The 24,407-nt window shown below is 65.8% G+C and carries 24 protein-coding genes and 1 pseudogene; 12 read left to right on the top strand and 13 right to left on the bottom strand.

Annotated features, from left to right (window positions below):
- Positions 1-60: 60 nt before the first annotated feature.
- Positions 61-705, bottom strand: a complete 645-nt coding sequence (locus GAK28_RS18810; RefSeq protein WP_291782905.1) for a response regulator — start codon at positions 703-705, stop codon at positions 61-63.
- A gap of 68 nt (positions 706-773) precedes the next feature.
- Between GAK28_RS18810 and GAK28_RS18805 the strand changes: the two genes are divergently transcribed.
- Both GAK28_RS18805 and GAK28_RS18800 read left to right on the top strand, forming a co-directional pair.
- Positions 774-1,568: a hypothetical protein gene (locus GAK28_RS18805; protein ID WP_291782903.1), complete on the top strand. Its 795-nt coding sequence runs from the start codon at positions 774-776 to the stop codon at positions 1,566-1,568.
- A gap of 27 nt (positions 1,569-1,595) precedes the next feature.
- The gene (locus tag GAK28_RS18800; RefSeq protein ID WP_291783036.1) at positions 1,596-2,411 is read left to right on the top strand and encodes an NAD-dependent protein deacetylase; all 816 of its coding nucleotides are present in this window, start codon (positions 1,596-1,598) and stop codon (positions 2,409-2,411) included.
- On the opposite strand, the gene tadA is transcribed toward GAK28_RS18800, so the two are convergent.
- Together tadA and GAK28_RS18790 are read right to left on the bottom strand one after the other, a co-directional pair.
- Entirely contained in the window at positions 2,408-2,905 is a 498-nt protein-coding gene (tadA, locus tag GAK28_RS18795; protein WP_343161883.1) for a tRNA adenosine(34) deaminase TadA, read from the bottom strand. The two genes, GAK28_RS18800 and tadA, sit on opposite strands and share 4 nt — an antisense overlap.
- Positions 2,906-2,946: 41 nt before the next feature.
- Positions 2,947-4,356 (bottom strand): PLP-dependent aminotransferase family protein, encoded by a 1,410-nt coding sequence (locus GAK28_RS18790; RefSeq protein ID WP_291782900.1) that lies wholly within the window; start codon positions 4,354-4,356, stop codon positions 2,947-2,949.
- 100 nt (positions 4,357-4,456) lie between these two features.
- On the opposite strand from GAK28_RS18790, the gene GAK28_RS18785 reads away from it, so the two are divergent.
- The gene (locus tag GAK28_RS18785; protein WP_291782897.1) at positions 4,457-4,921 is read left to right on the top strand and encodes a carboxymuconolactone decarboxylase family protein; all 465 of its coding nucleotides are present in this window, start codon (positions 4,457-4,459) and stop codon (positions 4,919-4,921) included.
- On the opposite strand, the gene GAK28_RS18780 is transcribed toward GAK28_RS18785, so the two are convergent.
- From GAK28_RS18780 to GAK28_RS18765, 4 genes and pseudogenes are all read right to left on the bottom strand, one after another.
- The gene (locus GAK28_RS18780; protein WP_291782895.1) at positions 4,918-5,472 is read right to left on the bottom strand and encodes a DNA-3-methyladenine glycosylase I; all 555 of its coding nucleotides are present in this window, start codon (positions 5,470-5,472) and stop codon (positions 4,918-4,920) included. The two genes, GAK28_RS18785 and GAK28_RS18780, sit on opposite strands and share 4 nt — an antisense overlap.
- Before the next feature lie 66 nt (positions 5,473-5,538).
- Positions 5,539-6,093, bottom strand: a complete 555-nt coding sequence (locus GAK28_RS18775) for a TetR/AcrR family transcriptional regulator (RefSeq protein WP_291782892.1) — start codon at positions 6,091-6,093, stop codon at positions 5,539-5,541.
- Positions 6,093-6,554, bottom strand: a complete 462-nt coding sequence (locus tag GAK28_RS18770; RefSeq protein WP_291782889.1) for a nuclear transport factor 2 family protein — start codon at positions 6,552-6,554, stop codon at positions 6,093-6,095. Before GAK28_RS18770 ends, GAK28_RS18775 begins: the two co-directional genes overlap by 1 nt.
- 164 nt (positions 6,555-6,718) lie before the next feature.
- A pseudogene (locus GAK28_RS18765) lies at positions 6,719-7,792 on the bottom strand (NADH:flavin oxidoreductase/NADH oxidase); the annotation flags it as partial.
- 105 nt (positions 7,793-7,897) lie between these two features.
- Here GAK28_RS18765 and GAK28_RS18760 point away from each other — a divergent pair.
- The 5 genes from GAK28_RS18760 (at position 7,898) to GAK28_RS18740 (ending at position 13,383) form a co-directional block, all read left to right on the top strand.
- Complete coding sequence (locus tag GAK28_RS18760; protein ID WP_291782886.1) at positions 7,898-8,797, top strand: LysR family transcriptional regulator; 900 nt, start codon at positions 7,898-7,900, stop codon at positions 8,795-8,797.
- Between the two features lie 103 nt (positions 8,798-8,900).
- Complete coding sequence (locus tag GAK28_RS18755) at positions 8,901-10,832, top strand: FUSC family protein (protein WP_291782879.1); 1,932 nt, start codon at positions 8,901-8,903, stop codon at positions 10,830-10,832.
- The gene (locus GAK28_RS18750; protein ID WP_291782869.1) at positions 10,822-11,016 is read left to right on the top strand and encodes a DUF1656 domain-containing protein; all 195 of its coding nucleotides are present in this window, start codon (positions 10,822-10,824) and stop codon (positions 11,014-11,016) included. The genes GAK28_RS18755 and GAK28_RS18750 overlap by 11 nt, the downstream gene beginning before the upstream one ends.
- Positions 11,009-11,938, top strand: coding sequence for an HlyD family secretion protein (locus GAK28_RS18745; protein ID WP_291782867.1), 930 nt, complete (start codon positions 11,009-11,011; stop codon positions 11,936-11,938). The genes GAK28_RS18750 and GAK28_RS18745 overlap by 8 nt, the downstream gene beginning before the upstream one ends.
- 2 nt (positions 11,939-11,940) lie before the next feature.
- A complete protein-coding gene (locus GAK28_RS18740; RefSeq protein ID WP_291782864.1) occupies positions 11,941-13,383 on the top strand; it encodes an efflux transporter outer membrane subunit in 1,443 nt (480 codons plus the stop codon).
- Here GAK28_RS18740 and GAK28_RS18735 read toward each other — a convergent pair.
- Entirely contained in the window at positions 13,334-14,587 is a 1,254-nt protein-coding gene (locus GAK28_RS18735) for an MFS transporter (protein WP_291783031.1), read from the bottom strand. The two genes, GAK28_RS18740 and GAK28_RS18735, sit on opposite strands and share 50 nt — an antisense overlap.
- A gap of 124 nt (positions 14,588-14,711) precedes the next feature.
- Between GAK28_RS18735 and GAK28_RS18730 the strand changes: the two genes are divergently transcribed.
- Positions 14,712-15,605 carry a LysR family transcriptional regulator gene (locus GAK28_RS18730; RefSeq protein ID WP_291782861.1) on the top strand — a complete coding sequence of 298 codons (894 nt, stop codon included), beginning with the start codon at positions 14,712-14,714 and terminating at the stop codon, positions 15,603-15,605.
- Between the two features lie 3 nt (positions 15,606-15,608).
- Here the strand turns inward: GAK28_RS18730 and GAK28_RS18725 are convergent, their stop codons facing one another.
- On the bottom strand, positions 15,609-16,445 hold the full coding sequence (locus GAK28_RS18725; RefSeq protein WP_291782857.1) for a helix-turn-helix transcriptional regulator: 837 nt from the start codon (positions 16,443-16,445) through the stop codon (positions 15,609-15,611).
- Between the two features lie 94 nt (positions 16,446-16,539).
- On the opposite strand from GAK28_RS18725, the gene GAK28_RS18720 reads away from it, so the two are divergent.
- Together GAK28_RS18720 and GAK28_RS18715 are read left to right on the top strand one after the other, a co-directional pair.
- Complete coding sequence (locus GAK28_RS18720; RefSeq protein ID WP_291782855.1) at positions 16,540-17,433, top strand: SDR family oxidoreductase; 894 nt, start codon at positions 16,540-16,542, stop codon at positions 17,431-17,433.
- Between the two features lie 289 nt (positions 17,434-17,722).
- The gene (locus GAK28_RS18715; protein WP_291782853.1) at positions 17,723-19,279 is read left to right on the top strand and encodes an FAD-dependent monooxygenase; all 1,557 of its coding nucleotides are present in this window, start codon (positions 17,723-17,725) and stop codon (positions 19,277-19,279) included.
- Between the two features lie 17 nt (positions 19,280-19,296).
- Here the strand turns inward: GAK28_RS18715 and GAK28_RS18710 are convergent, their stop codons facing one another.
- The 3 genes from GAK28_RS18710 to GAK28_RS18700 all read right to left on the bottom strand — a co-directional run bounded on the left by GAK28_RS18710 (position 19,297) and on the right by GAK28_RS18700 (position 22,705).
- Complete coding sequence (locus GAK28_RS18710) at positions 19,297-20,067, bottom strand: hypothetical protein (protein ID WP_291782848.1); 771 nt, start codon at positions 20,065-20,067, stop codon at positions 19,297-19,299.
- Positions 20,064-21,620 carry a hypothetical protein gene (locus tag GAK28_RS18705; protein ID WP_291782845.1) on the bottom strand — a complete coding sequence of 519 codons (1,557 nt, stop codon included), beginning with the start codon at positions 21,618-21,620 and terminating at the stop codon, positions 20,064-20,066. Before GAK28_RS18705 ends, GAK28_RS18710 begins: the two co-directional genes overlap by 4 nt.
- Before the next feature lie 146 nt (positions 21,621-21,766).
- Complete coding sequence (locus tag GAK28_RS18700; protein ID WP_291782842.1) at positions 21,767-22,705, bottom strand: alpha/beta fold hydrolase; 939 nt, start codon at positions 22,703-22,705, stop codon at positions 21,767-21,769.
- Positions 22,706-22,942: 237 nt separating this feature from the next.
- On the opposite strand from GAK28_RS18700, the gene GAK28_RS18695 reads away from it, so the two are divergent.
- Entirely contained in the window at positions 22,943-23,722 is a 780-nt protein-coding gene (locus GAK28_RS18695) for an SDR family NAD(P)-dependent oxidoreductase (RefSeq protein ID WP_291782840.1), read from the top strand.
- On the opposite strand, the gene GAK28_RS18690 is transcribed toward GAK28_RS18695, so the two are convergent.
- Positions 23,709-24,365: a glutathione S-transferase family protein gene (locus GAK28_RS18690; RefSeq protein WP_291782838.1), complete on the bottom strand. Its 657-nt coding sequence runs from the start codon at positions 24,363-24,365 to the stop codon at positions 23,709-23,711. The genes GAK28_RS18695 and GAK28_RS18690 overlap by 14 nt on opposite strands.
- Positions 24,366-24,407: the final 42 nt, after the last annotated feature.

The raw sequence follows: 24,407 nt of genomic DNA, 5'->3' as shown, positions 1-24,407 counted from the left end.
CTTCCATGTCAGGCCCCCTGGCGCGCTGGCTATCTTGCGCCCCTCACGCACGGGGAGGCCTCAGAAACGCAGATGGTCGATGTACTCCAAGATTTCCGCATCGGAATCCAGCCGCAGCTTGCGCATCGCGCTGGATTTCTGCTGGCTGATGGTGGACAGCCCGCGACCGGTGGCGCGGGCGATGTCCGTGACGCTGTTGCCCGCGGCGAACAGCCGCAGGATCTCCACCTCGCGCGGCGACAGCGCCGCCAGCGTACCCGGGCTTCCCTGGGGAAGCTCATAGCGCTGTTCGAGCAGCGCCCTGACCGACGAGCCGACATAGGTATAGGTCGGCCGGGCCATGACCCGGAACAGCGCCTCCGGAATATCCCGTGTATCGCCGGCCTTGCCGATCAAGGCGCGCACGCCCGTGGCGAGAATTTCCCGATACAAGGCCGGATTGGCGCGGGTGGTGATCACCATGACGGGCAAGTCGGGGTGCCGGCGGCCGATCTCCGCCAGCAAGGCGAAACCGTCCTCCTGCTCTCCGGGCATGCTGAAGTCGGTGATCAGGGCATCGCATGGCACGGTGGCCAGAAGGTCGAGAAGGGCCTCGGGGGTCAGCGCCTCGCCCACCACTTCGGCCAGCTCGTTCCTGGCCAGGGCCAGTGCCACGCCCTTGAGCACCACGGGATGATCGTCGGCGACGATGACGCGATATCCCATGAGTGTCCTTCCTCCATTGCCGTGTCCGTCTGTGCGTGCTGGCCTGCCATGGCCAAAGGGGCCGGAAGTTGAGCACAATCATGCCGATCCTGTCACGATTGTGCCGGTATCTGGGTCGACGGCGATCACATCGCGGCACATCCGCGCATCGCGGCAACCTCCCCGCCCTGCTCCTTCGTTTCCGCGACCATCCTGCCATCGTCCTGGTGGAAACCGATCCCGCACTCTCACCCGCCCTGCGCGGTCCCTTCGACGGCATTCGCGCCATCGTCGTGCGGCTGGTGAGCAAGGGACGACTGCACGGCCGCCGGCACATCGCGCTCTACGCCGATGTCGTCGTCGAGGATCCGGCGTACCAACGCATCCACATCACCCTCGCCGGCACGCGTCCCATGTCGCTGCGCACCTGGCGACGCTCGGTCGCGCTGGCCAAACGCCACGGCGGCATGCTGTTTCGGGAGGTAGACGACGACGGACGGCGGCACGTGATCCTTGAGATGGCGATCGCCTTCGCCACGCTCGATGTCGATATCGACGCGCTACGCGCTTCGCTGGGTAGCCAGGAAGCCCTACGCACCCTCGTACGCCTGCTCGACGAAACCCTGGCCCGCGACCTGGAAGCCCTCGGCCCACTGCTCGCGGCCCGCGAAGCGACACCGTTGCAGGCATGGCTACACCGGGTGGCCGGTGTGCTGGGGCTGGCCGAGGCGACCACGTTGGCCGATATCGGCCAGCGCCTGGAGGACGAAATCATCGTGCATGGCCGAAGCGCACGCCTGGACGAGGCCATCCGTCAGTTCGGCGACGACGCGGCGCGCCTTCTGGCGGTTCTTCGCGCGAGCGTGGACCCGCTTCGGCTATAGTCCCGTCCCGTGAACACGCCAGCCGCCATCGCCACGCCAGCCGATCCGCTTCACGCCTTCATCGAAGCCCATCCGCGCCTGTTCGTCATCACTGGTGCCGGCATCAGCATGGATTCGGGCATTCCCGATTACCGCGACGGCAACGGCGAATGGAAACGCAGCCCGCCCATGACCCTGCAATCGTTCATGAGTGGGCCGGCCGCCCGCGCACGCTATTGGGCGCGCGGCATGATCGGCTGGCGACACTTCGCCGACGTGCAGCCCAACGTCGCGCATCGCGCCCTCGCGAAGCTCGAACACGAAGGCCGCATCGAACTGTTGCTCACCCAGAACGTCGACGGTCTGCACCAGGCCGCCGGCAGCCTCAACGTGGTCGACCTGCATGGCCGCCTCGACCGCGTGCGCTGCATGCAGTGCGGCGATATCACGCGCCGGGATGATATGCAGGCTCGCCTCCAGGCCGCCAATCCCCGCTGGATGACCTTGAACGCGCGTATCGCCCCGGACGGCGACGCGGATCTCGATGGCGTGGATTTCTCCACCTTCAACATCCCGGCGTGCGAGGTATGCGGCGGCGTGCTCAAGCCCGATGTCGTGTACTTCGGCGAGAACGTGCCGCGTGCGCGCGTCGATACCGCCTGGGCGCATCTGGAACGTGCCGACGCGATGCTCGTGGTCGGCTCGTCGCTGATGGTGTATTCGGGTTACCGCTTCGTGCTCGAAGCCTCGCGGCGCGGCCTGCCCATCGCCTCGGTGAACTTCGGCGTCACCCGTGCCGATCCCCTGATTACGCTCAAGATCGAACGCGGCTGCGCCGAGGCGCTGGCGCCATTCGCGGACTAACGCCGCGCGCGGAAGAACTGCCGCAACATCTCACCCGCGATATCCGCATGCAGGCCGCCGACCACCTCTACGCGATGGTTGTGCTTTGGCGACACCAGCGTATCGAACACGCTGCCGGCGGCGCCGGTCTTCGGATCGGTGGCGCCGAACACCACTCGGCCCACGCGCGCGTGCACCATTGCCATCGCGCACATCGCACAGGGCTCCAGCGTCACGTATAGCGTGGAGCCAGGAAACCGATAGTTCGACACCGCCTGCCCCGCCGCGCGCAAGGCCTGGATCTCGGCATGGGCGGTGGGATCGTTGAGGCCGATGTTGCGATTCCATCCTTCGCCCACCACCTGCCCCTCCATCACCAGCACGGCGCCCACGGGTACCTCGCCCTCGGCGTCACGGGCGTGCGCGGCAAGCGCCAGCGCGCGCTCCATGAAGGTGCGATCGGCATCGGTGAACGGAACCGTGGGGTCCGGCGAGGGGATGAGGGGCGACGACAAGGGAGCGACCAGAAACGAGGCTACGGCCGCATATCATACCCTCAAGGCCTCACACCCCTCCGCGCGAGGACATCCAGCAAGGCGTTTACGTGGGCAGTGGCCCGGTCAACCGGTACGTTGGTGACACCCAGCAGCAGGCCCGAACACCGCATGGCATCCGAAACGAACCAGGGCGACAGGGGCACCGGCGACAGGCCCACCGCCATGGCCTCGCGGGCCAATGCACCATCGTCCACGCCATCGGCAAGAGGCAGGCGCACGGACAGGCCACTGGCCTCGCAAGCGAACGAGCGCGCCGCCAGCGCTCCCATAACCGCTTCGCGACGCTCGGCATAGGCCCGCTTCATGCGACGCAGGTGGCGCAGGTAATGCCCTTCGTGCAAGAAGGATTCCAGCGCCATCTGCACCACGGGCGGAGGCGCCGGCTCCAGCGTACCGGCGACCTGGGTGGCCGCATCCACGAGATCCATGGGCACCACGAGAAAGCCCATGCGAAGCGACGGCGACATGGTCTTGCTGAAGCTGCCGATATGCAGCACGCGACGAGCGTCCATCGACGCGAGCGCCGGCGCGGCACGCCGCACGAGTTGCAGTTCACCGAGAAAATCGTCCTCGACGATCCAGCGTCTGCCCGCCGCCCAATCGAGCAAGGCATGCCGGCGTTCGAGGGACATCGTGTGACCGAGCGGCGCCTGCTGGCCCGCGGTCACCAGGGCGAAAGCGACATCGGGAGCCTTCGCGATGCCAGCTGCGACATCGAGGCCGTCTCGATCCACCGGTACGCCCACCGCCTCGACGCCCGACCAGCCCAACGCGGTGCGTGCGAAGGGATAGCCCGGATCCTCGACCCACGCCTTGCTCCCGTGGGCGCGAATCATGCGCATCACGAGACTGAAGGCGCCCGCGTACCCTTGGGTGACGAAGACCTGCGCAGGCCGGCACGCCAGCCCGCGCGCCACCGCGAGATAGCCGGCAATCTCGGCACGCAGTCCGGGTTCGCCCGCCGCGTCGGGATAGCCCGTGGGCACCGCGATCGCGTCGCGCGCCGCCTGGGCGAGCTTGCGCGACCACAGGGCTGCCGGGAACAGGTCCGTCGCCGGCACGCCGAGTTGGAACGGCAGCGGAGAGGTCGCACCGCCCGGAAAGGGGCCGAACGATTCCTTGCCCTTTGCAGGCTCAGGCACGATCCGCGAGGTTGGCGGCCGCTTCGCCACGCGCGTACCCGCCGCGCCGGCTGCGATCACGAACTGGCCATCGGCCAGGCTTTCATAGGCGCTGCGCACAGTGCCCCGAGCCACGCCAAGCTGGGTCGCCAGATCGTTCCAAGACGGCAGGCGGGCACCGGGCGGCAAACGCCCCTCGCGGATCGCCGCGCGGATGCCGTCCGCGATCTGCTCGGACAGCGATAGCCGTCCGCCGCGATCGATCGAGATGCCGAATGAGCCGTCCATGCCGCGAATGGTACATCCGGATTCGCAGGACTTGGCCCTTTCGGGGATACCGTCCACGGCGCATGCTGGCCTTATCCCGACAACCCGAGAGTGTCCCCTCATGAGCAAGCGCATCAACTACTACGCGGTGGCCCCCGACAGCATCAAGGGCTTCGTGGCCGTACACGATTACCTCAAGGCCAGCGGCCTGGGCGACCTCGTCGACCTGGTCTACCTGCGCGTGTCGCAGATCAACCAGTGCGCGTACTGCATCGACATGCATTCGCAGGACCTGCACAAGCTCGGTACGCCCTTCGAAAAGCTGATCCTGACGTCCGCTTGGCGCGAGGCCGGCGAGGTCTTCAGCCCGCGCGAGCAGGCCGCCCTGGCCTGGACCGAGTCCGTCGCCCGCGTGGACCAGACAGGCGTTCCCGACGAGGATTACGCGGCGGCGGCCGCCGTGTTCAACGACAAGGAACTGGCCGATCTCTCCGTGGCCATCGCGTTGATGAGCGCCTTCAATCGCCTGGGCGTGGCGTTCCGCAACGTTCCCGTCGCGGCGAGCCGCCTGGCGCGCAAGGCCTAGCGGCGGCGGAAGCAGTCGTGCGCGTGGTCGTCGACGATGCCAACGGCCTGCATCCACGCATAGACGATCGTCGGTCCCACGAACTTGAAGCCGCGCTTCTTCATGTCTTTGGAGATGGTGACGGAGAGCGGCGTCTGCGTCGGGAAATGGCGTCCGTCGCCACGGATCACCCTGCCGCCGGTGAACGACCAGCAGTAGCTGTCGAAATCCTCACCGGCCTTGCGCATCGTTTCGTAGATGCGTGCGCCGTTGATCGTCGCTTCGATCTTTGCGCGCGAACGCACGATGCCTGCGTCGTCGAGCAGGCGCAGGACATCCTTTTCGCCGAAGCGGGCGACCTTCGCCGGATCGAAATCCTTGAAGGCCTTGCGGAAAGACTCGCGCTTGCGAAGGATCGTGATCCACGACAGCCCTGCCTGGAACCCTTCGAGCATCAGCTGTTCCCACAGCATGCGCGAATCGTGCAGCGGAACACCCCACTCCTCGTCGTGGTAATCGCGATAGAGCGGATCGGCGCCGGTCCAGGCGCAGCGTCGTACGTCGGTGTCCATGGTGTCCTCGGGGTGTTGCGTGGAATGCGGCGCCAAGCATTCCACGCCACGCGCATCGCGTCGAGGTCAGTCGCGCAACCGCCGCGCCAGCCGCGTCATGGCGCGGGCGAAGGTTTCCCGATCGTCCAGTGCCCGCGACAACACGAGCGCGCCCTGGATGCCGGACACCGCTTCCTCCGCCGCGTCTCGCGCCAACCGACTATCGCGTCCGCTACGCACAAGCGCGTCGGACAGCGCGTCGATCCAGCGCTGAAAGTAACCCGCTACGGCGATCGCGAAACGGTCGCGCGTGCCGTCGAGCGCAAAGGCGCCCACGAGACAGACACGACCACCTCCTTGGAAGTACTCCGTAACCGTGCGCCACATCGCATCGATGGCTTTTTCCGGCGGATCCAGACGTAACGGCGCGAATACCTGGCGGTCGAACCATGTGTCGATATCGGCAAGCACGGCGGCGGCCATGTCTTCCTTGCCGTCCGGAAAGAAGTGGTAGAGGCTGCCCTTGCCCAGGCCCGTGCGCTCGTGGATGCGCGCCATGCTCGCACCATCGTAGCCGAGTTCGCGAAACACTTCCGCGAGCATCGGCACCACGTCGGCGCGCTCGTAGACCAGTCGTGCCATTACAGGCCCAGGTCCGACAAGCTCGGGTGGTCGTCGGGACGGCGGCCCAGCGGCCAATGAAAACGACGCTCACTCTCGCGGATCGGCAGGTCGTTGATGCAGGCGAAACGACGACGCATCAACCCGGCGTCGTCGAACTCCCAGTTCTCGTTACCGAAGGAACGGAACCAGTTGCCGCTGTCGTCGTGCCATTCGTAGGCGAAGCGCACCGCGATGCGCTCGCCGGTGAACGCCCACAGCTCCTTGATGAGGCGATAGTCCAGTTCCTTCGCCCACTTGCGCGTGAGGAAGGCGACGATCGCCTCCCTGCCCGTCACGAACTCGGCCCGATTCCGCCACTGGCTGTCCGGGGTATAGACCAGCGATACCCTGTTCGGGTCGCGGCTGTTCCAGCCATCTTCGGCCAGGCGGACCTTGGCCACGGCGGTGTCGTGGGTAAACGGAGGGATGAGCGCGGTCATGGGAAGAGCCTTTCGTACCGAAGTGAATCCATTGTACTGATTGGTACACTGGATTCAAGAGGCTCGCCCCGACCGCCTCAGACCAGTCGTCCGTCCTTTCCGGGAGCCCAATACGGCGCGGCCTCCAGCGGACCCTCCGCCTCGAACAGGTGGCGGAAGCGCGACGGCTGCGAACGCAGGTACTGCTTCGGCGGGCGCACCGTGGCACCCAGTTCCGCCGCGGCATGCCACGGCCAGCGCGGGTCGTAGAGCACGGTACGGGCCAGCGCCACCACATCGGCGTCGCCCGTGGAAACGATCGCCTCGGCCTGCTGGGCCTCCGTAATCAGGCCCACGGCCACCACGGGAATCGACACGGCCTGCTTCACCGCGCGGGCGAACGGCACTTGGTAGCTCGGACCGACGGCGATCTGTTGATGCTGGTGCAGGCCGCCACTGGATACATGGATCGCGTCGCAGCCGAGTGCTTCCAGTGCCTTGGCGAAAACGACCGTCTGTTCGACGTCCCAACCACCGTCGTGCCAGTCGGTCGCGGAGACGCGCACCGTCACCGGCTTGTTGGCAGGGAACGCCTCGCGCACCGCCTTGAACACTTCCAAGGGGAAGCGCATGCGGTTTTCGAGCGAGCCGCCGTATTCGTCATGGCGCTGATTCGACAGCGGCGAGAGGAACTGGTGCATGAGATAGCCATGGGCGGCGTGGATCTGCGCCAGGTCGATGCCAAGGCGGTCGGCGCGCTTCGCTGCCTCGACGAAGGCGTCGCGGATACGATCCATGCCCGCGCGGTCGAGCGCCACGGGTGCCACGTCGTCCTCATGGAACGGCACCGCCGACGCGGATACGGCCTGCCAGCCGTTTTCGGCATTCGGCGCAATCTGCCGGCCGCCCACCCAGGGCACCGCCGTGGAGGCCTTGCGACCCGCATGGGCGAGCTGTACGCCGACGGGCATGGTCGACCAGCGACGCACGCCGTCGAGCACGCGACGCATGGCGGCTTCCGTCGCGTCGTCCCACAGGCCCACGTCCGCATGCGTGATACGCCCCTCGGGCAGCACCGCCGTCGCCTCGATGGTCAGCAGCGCGGCGCCCGAAAGCGCCAGTTGCCCGAGATGGATCAGGTGCCAGTCGTTCATCTGGCCGTCCTGCGCCGAGTACTGGCACATCGGGGCGATGACGATGCGGTTGGCCAGTTCGAGATCGCGGATGCGCAGCGGGGTGAACAGCCTGGGTTGGGCCATGGGTATCTCCGGGAAGCAGGAAAAAGATGGGTCGACTATGGCGCCAAAACCGTTACGGACAAGTCTTCCTGTACGCGATGATTCCGGTGGTTCACTATAAAAGGCATGGCAACACCCGACCTCAACCTCCTCATCGCCCTCGACGCGTTGCTCACCGAGGGCAGCGTGGCCGGCGCCGCCCGTCGCATGAACCTGAGTGCCCCGGCCATGAGCCGCACCCTCGGTCGCATCCGCGACGCGCTGGGCGATCCGGTCTTCGTGCAGTCCGGGCGTACCATGGTGCCGACGCCCCGCGCGCTGGAGATGCGCGAACGCGTGCGCCAGGCGGTCGAGGACGCCTCGTCGCTGCTGGTACCCGGCATGGATGTCGACCTGACCGGCATCGAACGGCGTTTCAGTGTGCGCGCCAACGACATCTTCGTCGGCATGTATGGCGGCCAGTTGCTCGACGCCATGACACGCGAGATGCCGCGAGCCACCTTGCGCTTCACACCGGAGGAAGACGACCTCGACGGCGAAGCGCTGCGCAATGGCCGGATCGACCTGCTGGTGAATCCCTATCGGCCCGTGGGTCCGGAGATGCGCGTGCAACCGCTGTTCACCACGCGCTTCATCGGCATCGCACGCCAGGACCATCCGTTCTTCGACGGCCCCGCCACCGCCGAACGCTTCGTCCAGTGGCAGCACGTGGGCGTGTCGCGACGCGGGCGTACGCGTGGCCCTATCGACGATGCGCTGGAGGCAATGGGCCTGTCCCGGCGCGTGCCGATGGTGGTGTCGACACCTTATGCGGGCGTATTCGCCCTGCTGCACTCCGATCTCATCCTGCCCCTGCCCAACCAGCTCGCCGAAGGCGTCGCCGAGGCCGGGCTGGCCGTGCGGCTGTTCGAGTTGCCGGTGCCCCTGGAGCCCGTGCCGATCAGCCAGACCTGGCATCCGCGCTGGCAGAACGATCCCGCACATCGCTGGCTGCGCCGCACGATCCGCGAACTCTGCGGCCACTGAATCCACCATTGCGCCAGACGCACGCGTGGCGTGCGGAAGCATCACTTTTGCGAACGATTCTCAACGACGACCATGGTCGGGACCTCGTTTCCCCGGCCCCCTCGTGCGTTCCTTCGTCGCTTCCACCCATGCCCTCGCCGACTCGCTGAGCTGGCTCGACCTCGGCACCCCGCGTGCCCGCTATGTGATGCGCTCGGTGCTGGCCGCCGGGCTGGCCATCACCGTCGCTTACCTGCTCGAACTGGAATCGCCCTATTCCGCGGCATCCACCGTGCTGCTCGTGGTGAACCCCGTGCAGGGCGCCGCCATCGGCAAGGGCGCGTGGCGCTTCATCGGTACGCTGGTGGGCATGCTGGCGTCCTTCGTGCTGCTGGCGGCGTTCGCGCAGAAACCGTGGTTGTTCGTCATCGGCTTCGGCACGTGGCTCGGCCTGTGTGTCGCCGGCATGAGCGTGCTGCGCCACTTCCGCGGCACGGGTGCGGTCGTGGCCGGCTACACCATAGGCCTAGCCACCTTCGGCGCGCTTCAACATCCGGAGCATGCCTTCGAGCACATCATCGGCCGCGGTTCCACGGTGCTGGTCGGCGTCGTCTGCCTGGCGCTGGTTTTCGCGCTTACGGGAACCCGCAGCGTGCGCGGGCGCCTGGAGGCGCTACTGTCGCGCCTTGCCGCGCAAGTGGCGCGCGGCGTTTCCCGACATCTCGACCAGGCAGACGAACCACGGTCGCGCAAACACGCTGTACCGCTCGGCGACATCTACGGCGTGGACGATCTGCTCTCGCTCGGCAAGGCCGAATCGGAGGACATCGCACGGCGTGCCGCCTCGATCCGCTACGCCATGGTGTCACTGGTAGCGGCGTCCGTCGAAGATGAGACCCGTGCGCCCCTCGGTCTCGCCGAGGACTGGCGAGACGCCGCCGATGCCCTTGATAGCGGTCGCATCGATGTCGCCCGAGGGGCCCTGCATCGCGCGCGCCGTCGACTGGACCATGGCGATATCGCCCACTGGCGCCTCAGCGACCAGGTCGATGACTTCCTGGCCGCACTGGACGGCATCGACGGCCTGCACCGGCCCCTGCCCCGTAACGCGGCCGCGGTCGCTTTCCATCGCGATTATCGCGGCGCCTGGCGCAACGGCCTACGCGCGGCACTTACGCTGGTGCTGGCGGGTGCACTGTGGATCGTCACGGGCTGGAACGCGGGCGACATGATGCTGCTGCTCGTCGCGCCCTACTGCGCGCTGCTGGCTCTGGCTCCCGATCCCGCCGCTGGCGCGTATGGTTTCTTCAAGGGGACGGTCGTCGCCGTGCCTGCCGCTTTCATCTGTACCTTCGGCATCCTGCCGCATATCGATGGCATGCCGTTACTTCTGGTGTCGCTCGCCCTGTTCTGGATACCGGGCGTGTACGCGACCACCCTGCCGCGTCACGGCCTTGCCGCGCTGGCCTACCTCGTCGGCTTCAACACGCTCACGGGCGCAAGCAACCCGATGCACTACGACCTGGCGCAGTTCCTCAACTGGGCGCTGGCCTGGGTGGTCGCCACGGCCTTCGTGGTGCTGGCCTTCCGCGTTGTGTTGCCCAAGCGACACGCGCAGGACCTGGAACGACTTCGCCTGCGCATCCGCGATGCCAGCGTGGCCCTGCTCCGTCGTACGAAAGCCGCCGAGGCCCCGTGGCGCTGGCGACAGCAGCACCGTCTCGCCCAGCTCGGCGGCATGCTGAAAGCACGACCCGACCTCCACGACATCGCGATGGCCGACGCCCTGGCCAGCCTGCATCTCGGTCGCGACCTGTTCCGCCTGCGCTCGTTACGCGCATCGCCCGATATCGCGCGCCGCATCCGTGTTGGCCTCGACCGTGTCGCCGCACGCATGGATACCCCTGTCATGGCGGTGCGCCATGCGCGCCGCACCGCAGGTCGACTGCTGACCTATGCACCGCGAGCCGCCGAGGCCTTCGACGACATCGCCGGCCTGCTCGAACGACACGCCACCTACTTCTTCGCCACCACGCCACACACCCGTGCTCAGTGAATTCAATCTCGGCGGCATCTACCTGCCGCCCTTCTTCGTCTACGCCTGCGTGGCGGGTCTCGCCTTCGTGGTGCTCCGTCACGTGCTCACCCGCCTGGGCGTGCTCCGCCAGGCATGGCATCCCGCGCTGTTCGAATTCGCGCTTTCCCTCATCCTGCTTTCGTTGCTGATCCTCCATGTCTGACGCCATCCCCTTGTTGAAGCGGCTCGCCCGCGCCTTGCTCACCCTTGCCGCCGTCGCGATCGCCGTCATGCTCGTCGCCGCCCTGTGGCGTGCCTATGTGCTCGCGCCGTGGACGCGCGACGGGCGCATCAGTGCCCAGGTCCTGCGTATCGCACCCGAAGTGTCCGGCACCGTCGTCGCCGTGCCGGTGGCCGACAACCAGTACGTGAAGCGCGGCGACGTGCTCTACCGCATCGACCCGGAACGGTTTCGCGTGGCCGTGGACGATGCCGAGGCCGCGCTCGATGCCGCGAGCCAGAGCCTGGCCCAGAAGATCGAGGACGCCGGACGTCGCAAGGGCATGGACGACCTGGTGCCACGCGAAGATATCCAGCAGGCGCAGCGCGCCATCGCCCTCGCACGCGCGTCGCAGCGCCGGGCACAGGCCGCACTGGATCTCGCCCGCCTCGACCTGAAGCGCTCCGAACTGCACGCGCCCGCCGATGGCTACGTTACGCATCTTCGCCTGCGCGAAGGCGATTACGCCGTGGCCGGACAGCCCGCCCTCGCGTTGCTCGATGCGCACAGCTTCTGGTTCACCGGGTACTTCGAGGAAACCAAGCTGCGCCAGGTCAGGCCCGGCGCGACGGCACGCATCCGCCTGATGGGTTACGACGCCACGATCCCCGGCCGGGTGGAAAGCATCGGTCGCGGCATCACCGACACCAACGAACAGGCCGACGCCACCGGGCTGCCCAGCGTGGAGCCGAGCTTCAGCTGGATTCGCCTCGCGCAACGCATCCCCGTACGTATCGAGCTTGGCGAACTGCCGCCCGGTGTCATCCTCGTCGCAGGCATGACAGGCAGCGTGGATGTCGGCGATCCCGCCGATGGCGAGGGCGCGCGTGGTCGTCTGACCACGTGGCTGCACGAATGGATGTGACCATGAAAGTCCTGCTCGCTCCCGCCCTGTGCCTGCTGGTTGCATGCACCACACTGGGTCCCGACTATCAGGCGCCACGCCCTTCGCTGCCGGCGACGTGGAGCGAAGCGCACGATGGCTCGCGCCACGCGGACACTGAAACCTTGCGCACCTGGTGGCGCCGCTTCGACGATCCCCTGCTGGATCGCCTGGTGGACCAGGCGCTCGCCAACAACCAGGACCTCGGCATCGCGCTCGCCCGGTTACGCCAGGCGCGTGCCGACCGCACGATCGCCGCGGCGGGTCTCGGCCCCACGATCGGAGCCAGCGGCAACCTCCAGGCGCTACGCAGCAGCCGACGCACCGATCCGCCCGGCGGTGGTACCACGCAAGCCTATGGTTTGGGCCTCGATGCCCGCTGGGAGCTGGATCTGTTTGGCGGCCTGCGTCGCGGCGTGGAAGCCGCCGATGCCCGCGTATCGGCCGTCGAAGCCGATGGCCATGCGCTGCGCGTCAGCCTGCTGGCCGAGCTCGCCACCGACTACGGCCAGTTGCGCATGACCCAGGCACGCCTTGCCGTGTCACGCGACACCATCGGGCTGCTGCGCGATAGCGAACGCATCGCCGAACGCGCATGGCACGCTGGCCTAGGCACCGAGGCGGACTACCGGCAGGCACGTGCGGAGCGCGAATCGGCCGAAGCCCAACCGGCGCAACTGGAAGCGGGCGTGGCGCGCCTCACCCACGCCATCGGCGTGCTGGCCGGCGGCTTTCCCGGCGACTGGAAGGAAACACTGCTGACCTCCGCCCCGGCGCCACTGCTGCCACCCGAACTACCCCTGGCGATGCCCTCGGAGGTCATCCGCCAGCGCCCCGACCTGCGTGCCGATGAGCGACGCCTCGCCGCCGCCACGGCCGATATCGGCGTGGCCGAGGCCGCCCGCTATCCGCGCTTCAGCATCCCGCTGTCGATCGGCACCGATGCCCACCTGATCCATGACCTGTTCTCCGCGGCGAGCGCCTCCTGGAGCGCCGCCATCGCAGGTAACCAGACCGTGTACGACGGTGGAAGTAACCGCGCGGGCGTCGAACGCGCCGAGGCGGAAGCGCAGGCCGCACTACTGGCATGGGAACGCGATGTACGCGGCGCATTGCGCGATGTGGAGGACGCCCTGACGGGAATCGACACGGCATGCCGCCGTCGTGACCATCTCGTCGCCGCCATCGACGACAGCCGTACCGCGCTCGACCGCGCCACCCGCCTCTACCGACAGGGCCTGAGCGGCTACCAACCCGTGCTCACCGCGCAGCGTTCGCTCAACGCCGTACGCGATGCACGCCTGCTCAACGACCAGGACGAACTCGACGCGGGCATCGGCCTCTACAAAGCGCTCGGCGCCGGCTGGGACATGCCGGTCAACGAGGCTTCCGCATCGCAAGCCCCGCGCAGGCCAACGCCACGCTGAGCAACACCGCGGATACCGCGAAGGTCAGGTGCATCCCGGTCGCCACGGCACCGGGCTGCGCTGCGGCGATATCCTCGCGCCCCACGCCGAACGCGAAGACGGCGCCCAGCGCGGACGCGCCGATCACGAGGCCGAGATTGCGCGACAGGTTGAGCAGGCCCGACACGAGGCCGCGTCCGTGCGCTGCGACGCCGGCCATCACGGCGGTATTGTTCGCCGCCTGGAAGGTCGCGTAGCCAAATGTCATCACCAGCAGCGGCAACAGGTAGCCGACGATACCCAAGCGCAAGGGAACGGCCGCCAGGGTCGCCGCCCCGATCACCATGAGTACCAGCGCGAGAACGCCCACGCGGCTGGCACCATGGCGGTCCACGAGATGCCCCGCGAGGAAGCCGGTGATGGCAGAGACCACCGGACCGCAGGACATCGCCAGCCCGACGCCTGCCGTGGCGAGCCCCAGGCCGACCGACATGTAGAACGGTCCGACGACGAGCGTCGCGATCATCACCGTCGTGACCAACAGGTTCGTCACGCAGCCCACGGCAAGCCGATGGTCGCGCAACAGCGACAGGTCAAGCAGCGGTGTCATCGCGTGGTGTCGATGGGCATCGTCCGACGGCAGGTGGCACCAGGCCAGCACCAGCGTCACCAGCCCCAGTGGCACAGTGACGAGGAAGATCGCCCGCCAACCCAGCGTCGCGATCAGCAAGCCGCCAAGCGAAGGCCCCAACGCCGTGCCGATGGCCGACGTCGTACCCAGCCAGCCCATGGCACGCCCGATCCGCTCCTTCGGTACGGTGCCCGCCACGAAGGCCATTGTCAGCGCCATCATCACAGCAGCGCCGGCACCTTGCAGCGTCCTCGCCAACAGCAGCCACGGCAGCGACGACACCATGCCACAGAGCAGCGATGCCGCCGTATAGAGCGACAGGCCACCCAGCAGGAGGCGGCGATGTCCCATGCGATCACCCAGCCGTCCCGCGAAGACGACAAGCACGGTGACTGCGACCAGGTAGGTGACCACGACGCCCTGGACATCGTGGAAATGCGTATGGAACACCTCGGCGAACGTCGGCAGCGCCACGTTGGCGATGCTCGTGCCCAGGGAGGACATCAGCATGGAAAGCGACAGCGTCGCCAGCGCCCATCGTGCGGAAGGCGCACGGGTTCGCTGCCCGGAGAGGTCTCCGGTCACGGAAGGCATGTTCAAGGGATATCTCGCTACAGGGGTATGACCGCAAGGTAGTGCCGGTACGCGCATGGCGGAAGGCGCGTCATCCGCATTGACCTCGTGCGTCCCACGCCATGTCGCATGCTATCGTCCGCGCATGTCGCAGCCCGACCTCAACCTGCTGCTCACCCTCGACGTCCTGCTCGCCGAGGGCAGCGTGGCCGCCGCCGCGCGACGCCTGCGGCTCAGTCCCTCGGCGATGAGTCGCGCCCTCGCCCGCCTGCGCGAGGCCACGGGCGATCCCCTGCTCGTGCGCGCGGGCAGCAAGCTGGTTCCCTCGCCACGCGCACTGGAACTCCGCGAGCGCGTCGCCCAGTTGGTGCGCGACGCCGACGACGTGCTTCGCCCCGCGCATGCACCGGATCTCTCGTGCGTGGTTCGCACGTTCACGATACTTTGCAGCGACGGCTTCGTGGAAAGCTTCGGCGCCACGTTGATCGCTCGCGTAAATCGTGACGCGCCAGGTCTTCGCCTGCGTTTCATCCAGAAGGTACGCAAGGGAAGCGCCCCCTTGCGCGACGGCAGCGTCGATCTGGAGACCGGTGTCGCCGGCACCAGCACCAGTCCGGAGATCCGCACGCGGATGCTCTTCGACGATCGCTTCGTGGGTGTCGTGCGCCCCGGCCACCCCCTCGCCAGGGGCAAGCCCAGTGCGGAACGCTACGCCGCCGCGCGGCATGTGCTGGTCTCGCGACGCGAACTGGAACGGGGCGTGATCGACGATGCGCTGGCCGCCCATGGCATGCGTCGCGACATCGCCACCATCGTCAGCGGTTTCGGCCCCGCCATCGCGCTTGCGCGCGACTCCGACCTGGTCGCCACCGTGCCGGAGAAACATACCCGCGCGCTGCGCGACGGCATGCATACCTTCGCGCTGCCCGTCGCCTTGCGCGAAATGACCATCTCGATGCTCTGGCATCCGCGCATGGACGGCGACAGCGTGCACGCCTGGGTACGCGCCTGCGTGCGCGAGGCTTGCGACGCGGCTTGATCGTCAGCCGGGCATATCCTTCATCAACGAGGCGAGGCGTTGCGCGTCTTCCGGCGTCGCCGGGTTGTACACCACGAGGCTGAGATCCGGCCGACCATCCACGATGAACGACGAGTACTCGAAGCTCATGGGGCCAAGCAGTTCGTGTCGCAATCGCTTGAGTCCGTCACCGTAGCCGCGCACGTCGTTGCTGCGCCAGATCGCGTCGAATTCGGGACTGGTGGTGCGCAACTCGTCGATGAAACCCTCCACCTTCGAGGCCATGCCCACCCGGGCGACGTCGGCACGGAACGCCGCCACGACGAAGCGCGCAACGCCCTCCCAGTCGAATTGCGCATCGCGCACGCGGTTTTCCTGGAAGACCAGGCGAAGGATGTTCCGCTTTTCCGGGGGCAATTTGCCGTAGTCGGTGAGCACGACGGTCGCTGCGCGGTTCCAGGCCACCACGTCCCACATCGCGGTCTTTACGAAGGCAGGGCCTTGCGAGAAAGCGTCGAGCACGCGTTGCAGGCGTGGCGTCACGCCCTCGGTGGGCAGGTAGCGCACTTCGGGTGGTCGGCCCAGGGCCAGCAGGAAAAGGTGTTCGCGCTCGGCGTCGGTCAACATCAGGGCCTGGGCGATGCGTTCGAGCACATCGGCGGAAGGCGCACCGCCACGCCCCTGTTCCAGCCAGGTGTACCAGGTCGCGCTGATGCTCGCCCTTTGCGCCACTTCTTCGCGGCGCAGGCCGGGCGTGCGGCGGCGTGAGGTCTGGAAACCCAGCGCCACCGGATCGAGTTTCGCCCGACGGTCTTTAAGGAACGCGCCGAGCAGATCGACAGATTCGGGTGTCGTCGCCATCCTGTTAGTCCTTATACCCGTATACCGTCACTACTTTACCCCGATAAGCCATGGCACAAGAGTAACGCCATCGACCACCGATGGGAGTTCCACCATGCATGTTTTCGTTACCGGTGCCACGGGATTCGTCGGCTCCGCCGTCGTGAAGGAATTGCTCGCCAACGGCCACGAGGTGTCCGGCCTCGTGCGCTCCGACGCCAGCGCCGCCGCCCTCGCCCAATCCGGTGCCCACGTCGTCCGCGGCTCGCTCGAAGACCTCGACAGCCTGCGCCAGGGCGCCACCGGCGCGGATGCCGTGATCCATACCGCCTTCAATCACGACTTCTCCCGCTTCCTCGACAACTGCGAGCTGGATCGGCGTGCCATCGAGGCGATCGGCGAGGCATTGCAGGGAACGAACAAGCCGTTCGTCATCACCTCCGGCGTGGGCCACATGGAGTCCGGCCGCCTGGCCACCGAGGACTCGCCGTCCCTGCCCGTCTCGGCCGCCTATCCACGCGCGTCCGAAGCCACCGCCGAGGCAGTCGCCGCACGCGGCATCAACGCCATGGTGGTGCGCCTGCCGCCCACGGTGCACGGCGATGGCGATCACGGTTTTGTGCCCATCCTCGTGAACACGGCACGCGAAAAAGGCCTCGCCGCCTATGTCGGCGACGGTTCGAACCACTGGCCCGCCGTGCATCGTTTCGACGCCGCCCGCGTCTATCGCCTCGCCGTCGAGCGCGGCACGCGTGGTGCGCGGTACCACGCCGTTACCGAACAGGGCGTGCCGTTCCGCGATATCGCCGAAGCGATCGGCCAAGGGCTGGGCGTGCCCGTGAAGCGCCTGGATGGCGACGATGTCGCCGCGCACTTCGGCTGGTTCGCTCGCTTCACCGGCCTGGACGTGCCCACCGCATCGGCGAAGACCCGGGAAGCCCTCGGCTGGAGCGAGGCGGGACACCCCGGACTGCTCGACGACATGGCGTTGCATTACTTCCGCGGCTGAACGCCGTGGCACGGACGGCCTGGCGCCGTCCGTGCCTTCTGCTATCCTGCGCAGGTCGAAAATGGTGGACCGGCGTGGTGAGCCCCGGTCAGCTTTCCTCCTCAAGGAAAGCCACAATCCAGCCCGCAGGGGCCGCGGACCACGACAGAAGGCGGGCGTATGCCGTTTTCTGTCGGAGGCGACGACCGGATGGCACGCCTTCGACCCACGCCTTTCCGCTCGCCCGCGCCCGTCCGAATCCGACAACGCCCCTTGCCGCGCATGCGGCTTCATTCCAAGGGCGTATCCCATGCAGCACACGCAAGTCATCATCATCGGCGGCAGCCTCGTCGGCCTGTCCGCCTCCCTGTTCCTGTCCTCGCGCGGCGTCGCCAACATCGTCGTCGACAAGCACCACGGCAGCTCACCACATCCACGCGCGATGGGCTTCACCGAGCGCACGCTCGAATACTTCCGCGCAGTCGGCCTGGGCGACGCGGTGCCGCAAGTCGCCCCCGGTACCCGCCTGCGCCGCGCACGCGTGGAAAGCCTAGCCGGCACCTGGCACGACGAGACGCCATGGACACCCGGCCAGCCCGACGAACGTCGCGGTGAGGTATCGCCTTGCACGGGCGCTGCGATTCCACAGGACAAGCTCGAACCGATCCTGCGCGACACCGCCCGGGAACGTGGGGCGCTGTTTCGCCTCGGCTGCGAGATGCTTTCCTTCGTCCAGGACCAAGACGGCGTGACCGTCGTCGTGCGCGACCGGGACACCGGGCAAGAAGAGACGCTCCGCGGTGCCTACCTGATCGCGGCCGATGGCGCGGACAGCGGCATCCGCGAAGCACTTGGCATTCGTCGCCAGGGTGTCGGGTACCTGCGGACGCTGCGCAGCGTCTTGTTCCGCTGCGCCGAGGCCGATCGATACCTTGAACGCGGCATCCAGCAGTTCGAGATAAACCAGGACGGATTCCATGCCTTCCTCACCACCTATGGCGATGGACGCTGGGTGCTGATGTTCGACGACGATCGCGAGCGCGACACGGCCGAACTCGAAGCATCCGTGCGTCGCGCCCTGGGCAGCGATGATGCCGACTTCAGCATCATCACCACCGGGCGCTGGGTCATGGCAGGATTGATCGCCGAACGCTACAGCGAGGGCCGGATCTTCCTGGCCGGCGACGCCGCGCATCAGTTGCCACCGACGCGGGGCGGCTTCGGCGCGAACACGGGCATCGACGATGCCTACAACCTGGCGTGGAAGCTGGACCGCGTGCTCCGGGGGGCATCATCGCCACGACTCCTGGAAACCTATAGCGCGGAACGCCAACCCATCGGCTGGCTTCGCCACCAGCAGACCTTCGCCCGCCCGGACTACGCGCGCTGGACCGATCATGCATTGAAGGACGAAACCATACTCGGCGACGAAGCGATGGAGTTGGGCCAACTGCTTCGCTCGGAGGCCATCATCGGTGCAGGCCCGGAATTACCACCGGCGGCGCATCCCGATGCATGGCAAGGGCAACCCGGAACACGCGCCCCGCATATCTGGATAACACAGGGCGAACGGACCCTCTCGACACTCGATCTTTTCGGCAAAGGATGGGTTCTGCTCTTTGAGGACGAACGGTGGTCCGCTGCATGCGCCGTCATGCCAGAGGCGGACATCATTACGGTGAGGATCGGCGAGGACATCGTTTTTCCAGGGCATGTCACTCTTGCATCGTGTTTCGGCATCGACGCGACGGGGGCGACTCTCATACGCCCGGACGGTATCGTGGCGTGGCGAAGCCCTGGCATGCCCTCTGATCCAGCGGCAGCCTTGACCCTCGCACTGCACGACGTTGCCATGCCGATGAATTAGAGACCAACAGGCCTGCCTCAGCGACGGGCACCGTAGAGAACGCCCACGGTTTCGATATCCCGTGCGCTGAGCAGGCCTTCGTTATTCCAATGAGCATTACAGTAATTCATGATCGACTGAGGATCATAGGTAGTTATATTCGAATCCGGAATGGCCCACCATTCCGTCTCCGCGAACTCGGAGCGACACCAGGCGGGTGCATCGGGACGATTCTGCTCGTGTGTCAATGCCAACGCATGACCGAATTCATGTACCGCGGTGGCGCGAACACAGAAATCGTTGCGATGCTCGCACTCATCTGCCCCGGAAAAATCCATCTGCAATTGCATGCCGTCAGGAACACCGTCGAGCCCACTACCCAGGTGCATCGTGTGCGAATTGCTTCGCACGATACCGATGCGGATTCCTCGATCGCCTGCGTTACAAGCGTCCCAGCCCACGAACGACACCATGCCATAACTGGCCCACGTCCCGGCGACGGCATCCCGTACCAACGCTCTTTGTTCCGGCGTGGAATCGGGCAGTCGCTCCCAGCAGACATGGATGGGCTTTTCCCCCGCCGGGGTCCAGCCAGGCTTCTTCCATACCGTTGAAACCCTCACGGCGCCTTGAGGCGTCATTCGGGACCGGAGCGCATCCGGCCACCAACCTCTCATCAGCTCCATCGAGCCTGCCGGGCGTGACTGCGCGCCTAACGATAATGGCAATGCCAACCCCGCGGCGATACCGCCGACAAGGAACATCCAAACTGACGTTCGGCGGTCGACGCGCTTCCCGCGGTTATTCATGGCGATCCGACCTTGTCCAGCGCGGCTTGTGCATCGGCCACTTTGCGAAGCGTCTCCAACAGGGCCAGCTTCGCGTCCAGGCGCGCCGTCTCGACCTGCATATCGGATACCGACGCCCCTTGGCTCATCTGCGTATTGAGGTCATCGATCTTTTTTTTCTTCTCCAGTCGATCCACCTCGTCATCGAGCTGCTTCATATTGGCCTGTCGCTTGGCATCCTTGTACGCGCTCACCTGTGCCAGCCCCTGGGATACCGCACCCGACAACTCTGCACCACGTGCGACCTTGTCTGCATAATCCAGAAGCGCAATCGTTCCATCTTCCCTGAAGGACACCTTGAGGACATTGTTCTGGAACGCTGCATTCCGATAAGGAAGGACGTGCAATGAACCCAGTTGCGGAGCCATCACACTCGCGCTGACGAGGACGTTGGATGCCCCGGTCAGCTTGCCTGCCGTTGTTGCGAGATCGCAATCCGCATCGCTTGCCACCTGGCACACCAGCAAGCGGGCGGGTACCGGCGTCCGGTACAGAAGGCCACCCGAGTGAGTATCTTTCACCTGGAAACGACGGCACCCGTCTTCACTTTGATTGCACGATGGGACAGCCACCAGATCGGTCACCGCCACCAGCTTCGCTTTAAGGGCCATCGTCCCGGCCAACTCGCCTGAGGAATAGCCATGATCACCTTTCTTGAACAATGCCTTCAAAAAGCGTTCGGATGCAGCATTCGGTGAGGCGTCCAAAAGCCGGTCGTCCATCCGCCGCGGCCATACGATTTGCTCGCTGGCAGAGGCCTTGTCCATGAGTGATGCCAAATTCTTGTCAAGCTCTTCCACGCGCCTGGATTGTTCGGCAGCGCTTTTCTGGTTGTCGGATAGCGCTTTCTTCATGTCATCGGTGAGGGCGGCCATACCGGCAAGGCGTTCCGCCCGGCTGATTTCGGCATTCAGGACGCCCAATGTCTCAGCGGCTTTTTTCAGGTCGGCGGTACCGCCCTCGATACCCTTCAGCAAGGCGACCGTCGACTCATCGCACACGTAAGTCGACCCGGGTGGGGGAAGCGAGTGGTATCCGGGAACCTTGAATGGTGTTCCCGTAGACAGGCTGAGCAACCCGATGCCGCTGGCGACAACGTTGCCGAGAATGCCTTTGGTCTGATCCGCTACTTCGGCGTTGATGCTCTTGAGCGTGCCACTATCGAACGTCTGCATTTCGAAGGACGATGTCTTGCTCAAGCCAGTCATCGCCTGGTAATCGACCACAAAACGCTCGCCGACCACATAGCTTGGAAGCACATCCACTTTGGTCAAAAAGCGGATTCGCGGCTTCCCACCCTCCTCGCACTGGATCAGCCTGCGTTGCACCGTCATCTGGAACTGCAGCATGGGCAGCCCATACACGGCTCCCACATCCGCAGGACCCGACGCCCCTAGCGCCATGAACGGTCCTGCGCCCGAGCGATCCGCGACAAGATGCGTCGTGCAGGCGCTGGAAAGAAAACACGCGACTCCCGCCGCGATCGCCATAGGCCAAGCGGAAACGATACGCATGATGTCCCTCCCCCGAAGGACGATGATGTGGACGCATGCTAACCACGCCACCTCACGTCACGACATACGTCTTAGGGTCTATATAGGAAAACAAATTCCATGGACATCAGCCACCTGTAGACGCTTGCCGAATTCACCCATGACTGTCATTGACCGAAGACCGCCTCTTTCTCGTCCAGGAACGCGCGGATGAGTTCTGCGATGCGTGTCGGTGCGTCCTCAAGGCAGTAGTGACCGACACCGGCCAGTTCCTCGATACGCCCACGCGGAAACACGGTGGTGAACAGGGGAAGGAACCACTTCGCACGCAATGTCCGATCCGCCGTGCCCCAGATGGCCAGGGAGGGCTTGCCGGCCATCGCCATTTTTTCGTCTTCGCCCGGCGCCTCGAATCGATGTGTTCCCGCTGGGAAGCCTTTCGCCCAACCGATTGCGCCAAGGCATTCGGACGGCGTGGCAAAGGGCATACCGTAGGCCTCGATCCATGTGTCGTCGATCACCGAGTGATCTTCGAAACCATTGAGCTTGAGCGTACTCAGGATATGGAACCCCAGTTCCCCAAGGACTGGCTCCAGCCGCCCCTCCGATTCGGCCTTCGCGATCCAGCGAAACCAGGGCGCTTCCTGCGCATTACCCGCGAGCCGGTCGAAAAGATCCGCTTGTCCGTAGGGCGTGGGTCCGTTCGTCGATATCACGCGGCGTATGCGCTGCGGATGACGGGCCGCCAGACCCATGCCCACCGGACCACCAAAGTCGTGCATCACCAGCGTGATATCACGCAGGCCGAGCGACAACACGAAGTGCTCCAGGTTGTCGACATGGTCCTGTAGCCAATACGTCCGCGACGCTGGCGTCTCGCTCTTGCCGAAGCCCATATGGTCCGGAACGATCACCCGGTGGGTCGTCGCCAACGCCGGTACCAGATGCCGGAACAGATAGCCCCAGGTGGGCTCGCCATGCAGGCAGAGCACGACCTCGCCGTTACGCGGCCCTTCATCTACGTAATGCATGCGGAAACCGGGAGCTTCGGAAAAATTCGGGGCGAACGGAAACGTACCGGCGAAATCGGCGTAGGCGGGAATCATGAGCGGGCGTCCAGTCGGAAAACAGGAGTGATGACGAACGTTATTCCATGAGGTTTCGTTTTGCAACCATAGTACCGTGTTGTGGCCGCCCCCTTTTCACGATTGACAACCACCGGACCCCACATTAGCCTGCGCCTGCAGTCGCATCCGCGCTGTCGTAGGCGTTACCGTCATCCAACGCATCCTTCCGTCGAGGGGATCCCAGCAGGGAGGTCTCGGCTCATAAGGAGCATCCGGATGACCACACCACACGTACGCCCGATTTCCCTTTCCGATAACACCCTGCTCATCACCGGCGGCACGAGCGGTATCGGCCGCGCGCTCGCCGAAGCCTTCCACGACCTGGGCAACCAAGTGATTGTCACGGGGCGGCGACAAGCCCTGCTCGACGCGATGATGCGGGAGCGTCCCGGCCTGGTCGGCTTTCCCCTCGATGTCGGCAACCCCGATTCGCTCGCGCGGCTCACGGAAACCCTTCGCTCACAGTTTCCCGACCTGAACATGCTCATCGCCAATGCGGGCATCTCGCAAGCGGAAGACATGGGGTCGGATGACTGGGACGCCTCCGTCGCGGCCTCCATCGTCGACACGAACATCATGGGTGTCCTTCGCGTCACGGCCGCCTTCCTGCCCATGATTCGCAAGCGACCCAATGCGGCGATCATGGCGACCAGCTCCAACCTCGCCTTCATCCCTCGCGCCGACTACCCGACCTACTGCGCCAGCAAGGCCTTCCTCCACTCCTGGCTACAGTCGCTTCGCCATCAGTTGCGGAACGTGCCGGTAACCGTGCTGGAACTGTCCCCGCCCTACGTCCAGACGGAACTGACCGGAGAACACCAGGCCAAAGACCCTCGGGCCATGCCGCTTGCCGACTACGTCACCGAGGTGATGCAATTGCTGGCGATGGGCAGGCATCCGAACGGCGAAGTACTGGTGGAGCGCGACATGGCCCGGCGACGGGCCGAGCGCGAAGGTCGCTACGACGAGATGTATGCCGCGATCAATCCCGGCTGATCTTTCGATCCGCCGCGGCGAAATGCGCTATCTGGTCCGCCCGCGCCTTTTCGAAGGCCGGGCGGCTCGTCGCCCTGCCGACATAGGCGCGGCATAGGGGATACGACGCCAGGCCGTCGAAACGATCGACCAGGCGCAATACATCGGCCATGAGGATGTCGGCAACAGAAAATCGATCCGTCAGCCATTCCCTGCCCGCCAGAATCGTTTCCATATGCCTCAACCGGGCCTGGAGGAATCCATCGATGAACGCCCACCCTGGGCCATCGCCCGTCGCGTCCGAAAACTTGAGAAGCCCCCAGGGCAGGCTCGCCATCTCGACGGAATTGAGCGCCGCGAAGATCCATTCCATGGTTTCCGCACGCGCGCGTGGCTCGACCGGCATAAGCACCTCGCTACGGTGGCCCAGATGGAGCAGGATCGCCCCGCTTTCGAACAAGGAAACATCGCCGTCGATCAGCCACGGTACCTGCCCGAATGGCTGGTGGGCGAAGTGGGATGGACCGCGATCCCGAAAGGGCACGCTTTCCACGCGATAAGGCAATCCCGCTTCTTCCAACGCCCAGCGCACGCGCACGTCGCGAACGAAACCGCGAGGCATCTCGGGTACCCAGTCGAACGTGGTCAGGATCAGTTCGCTCATTCCGTCTCTCCCTTCGCTCGACGACGGAATGTACATCCAGAC

The organism is Luteibacter sp., assembly GCF_009912395.1.
In the GTDB taxonomy this organism is placed as follows: Bacteria; Pseudomonadota; Gammaproteobacteria; order Xanthomonadales; family Rhodanobacteraceae; genus Luteibacter.
The sequence above is the reverse complement of the archived record's forward strand: the minus strand, read 5'-3'. Positions and strand labels throughout refer to the sequence as shown.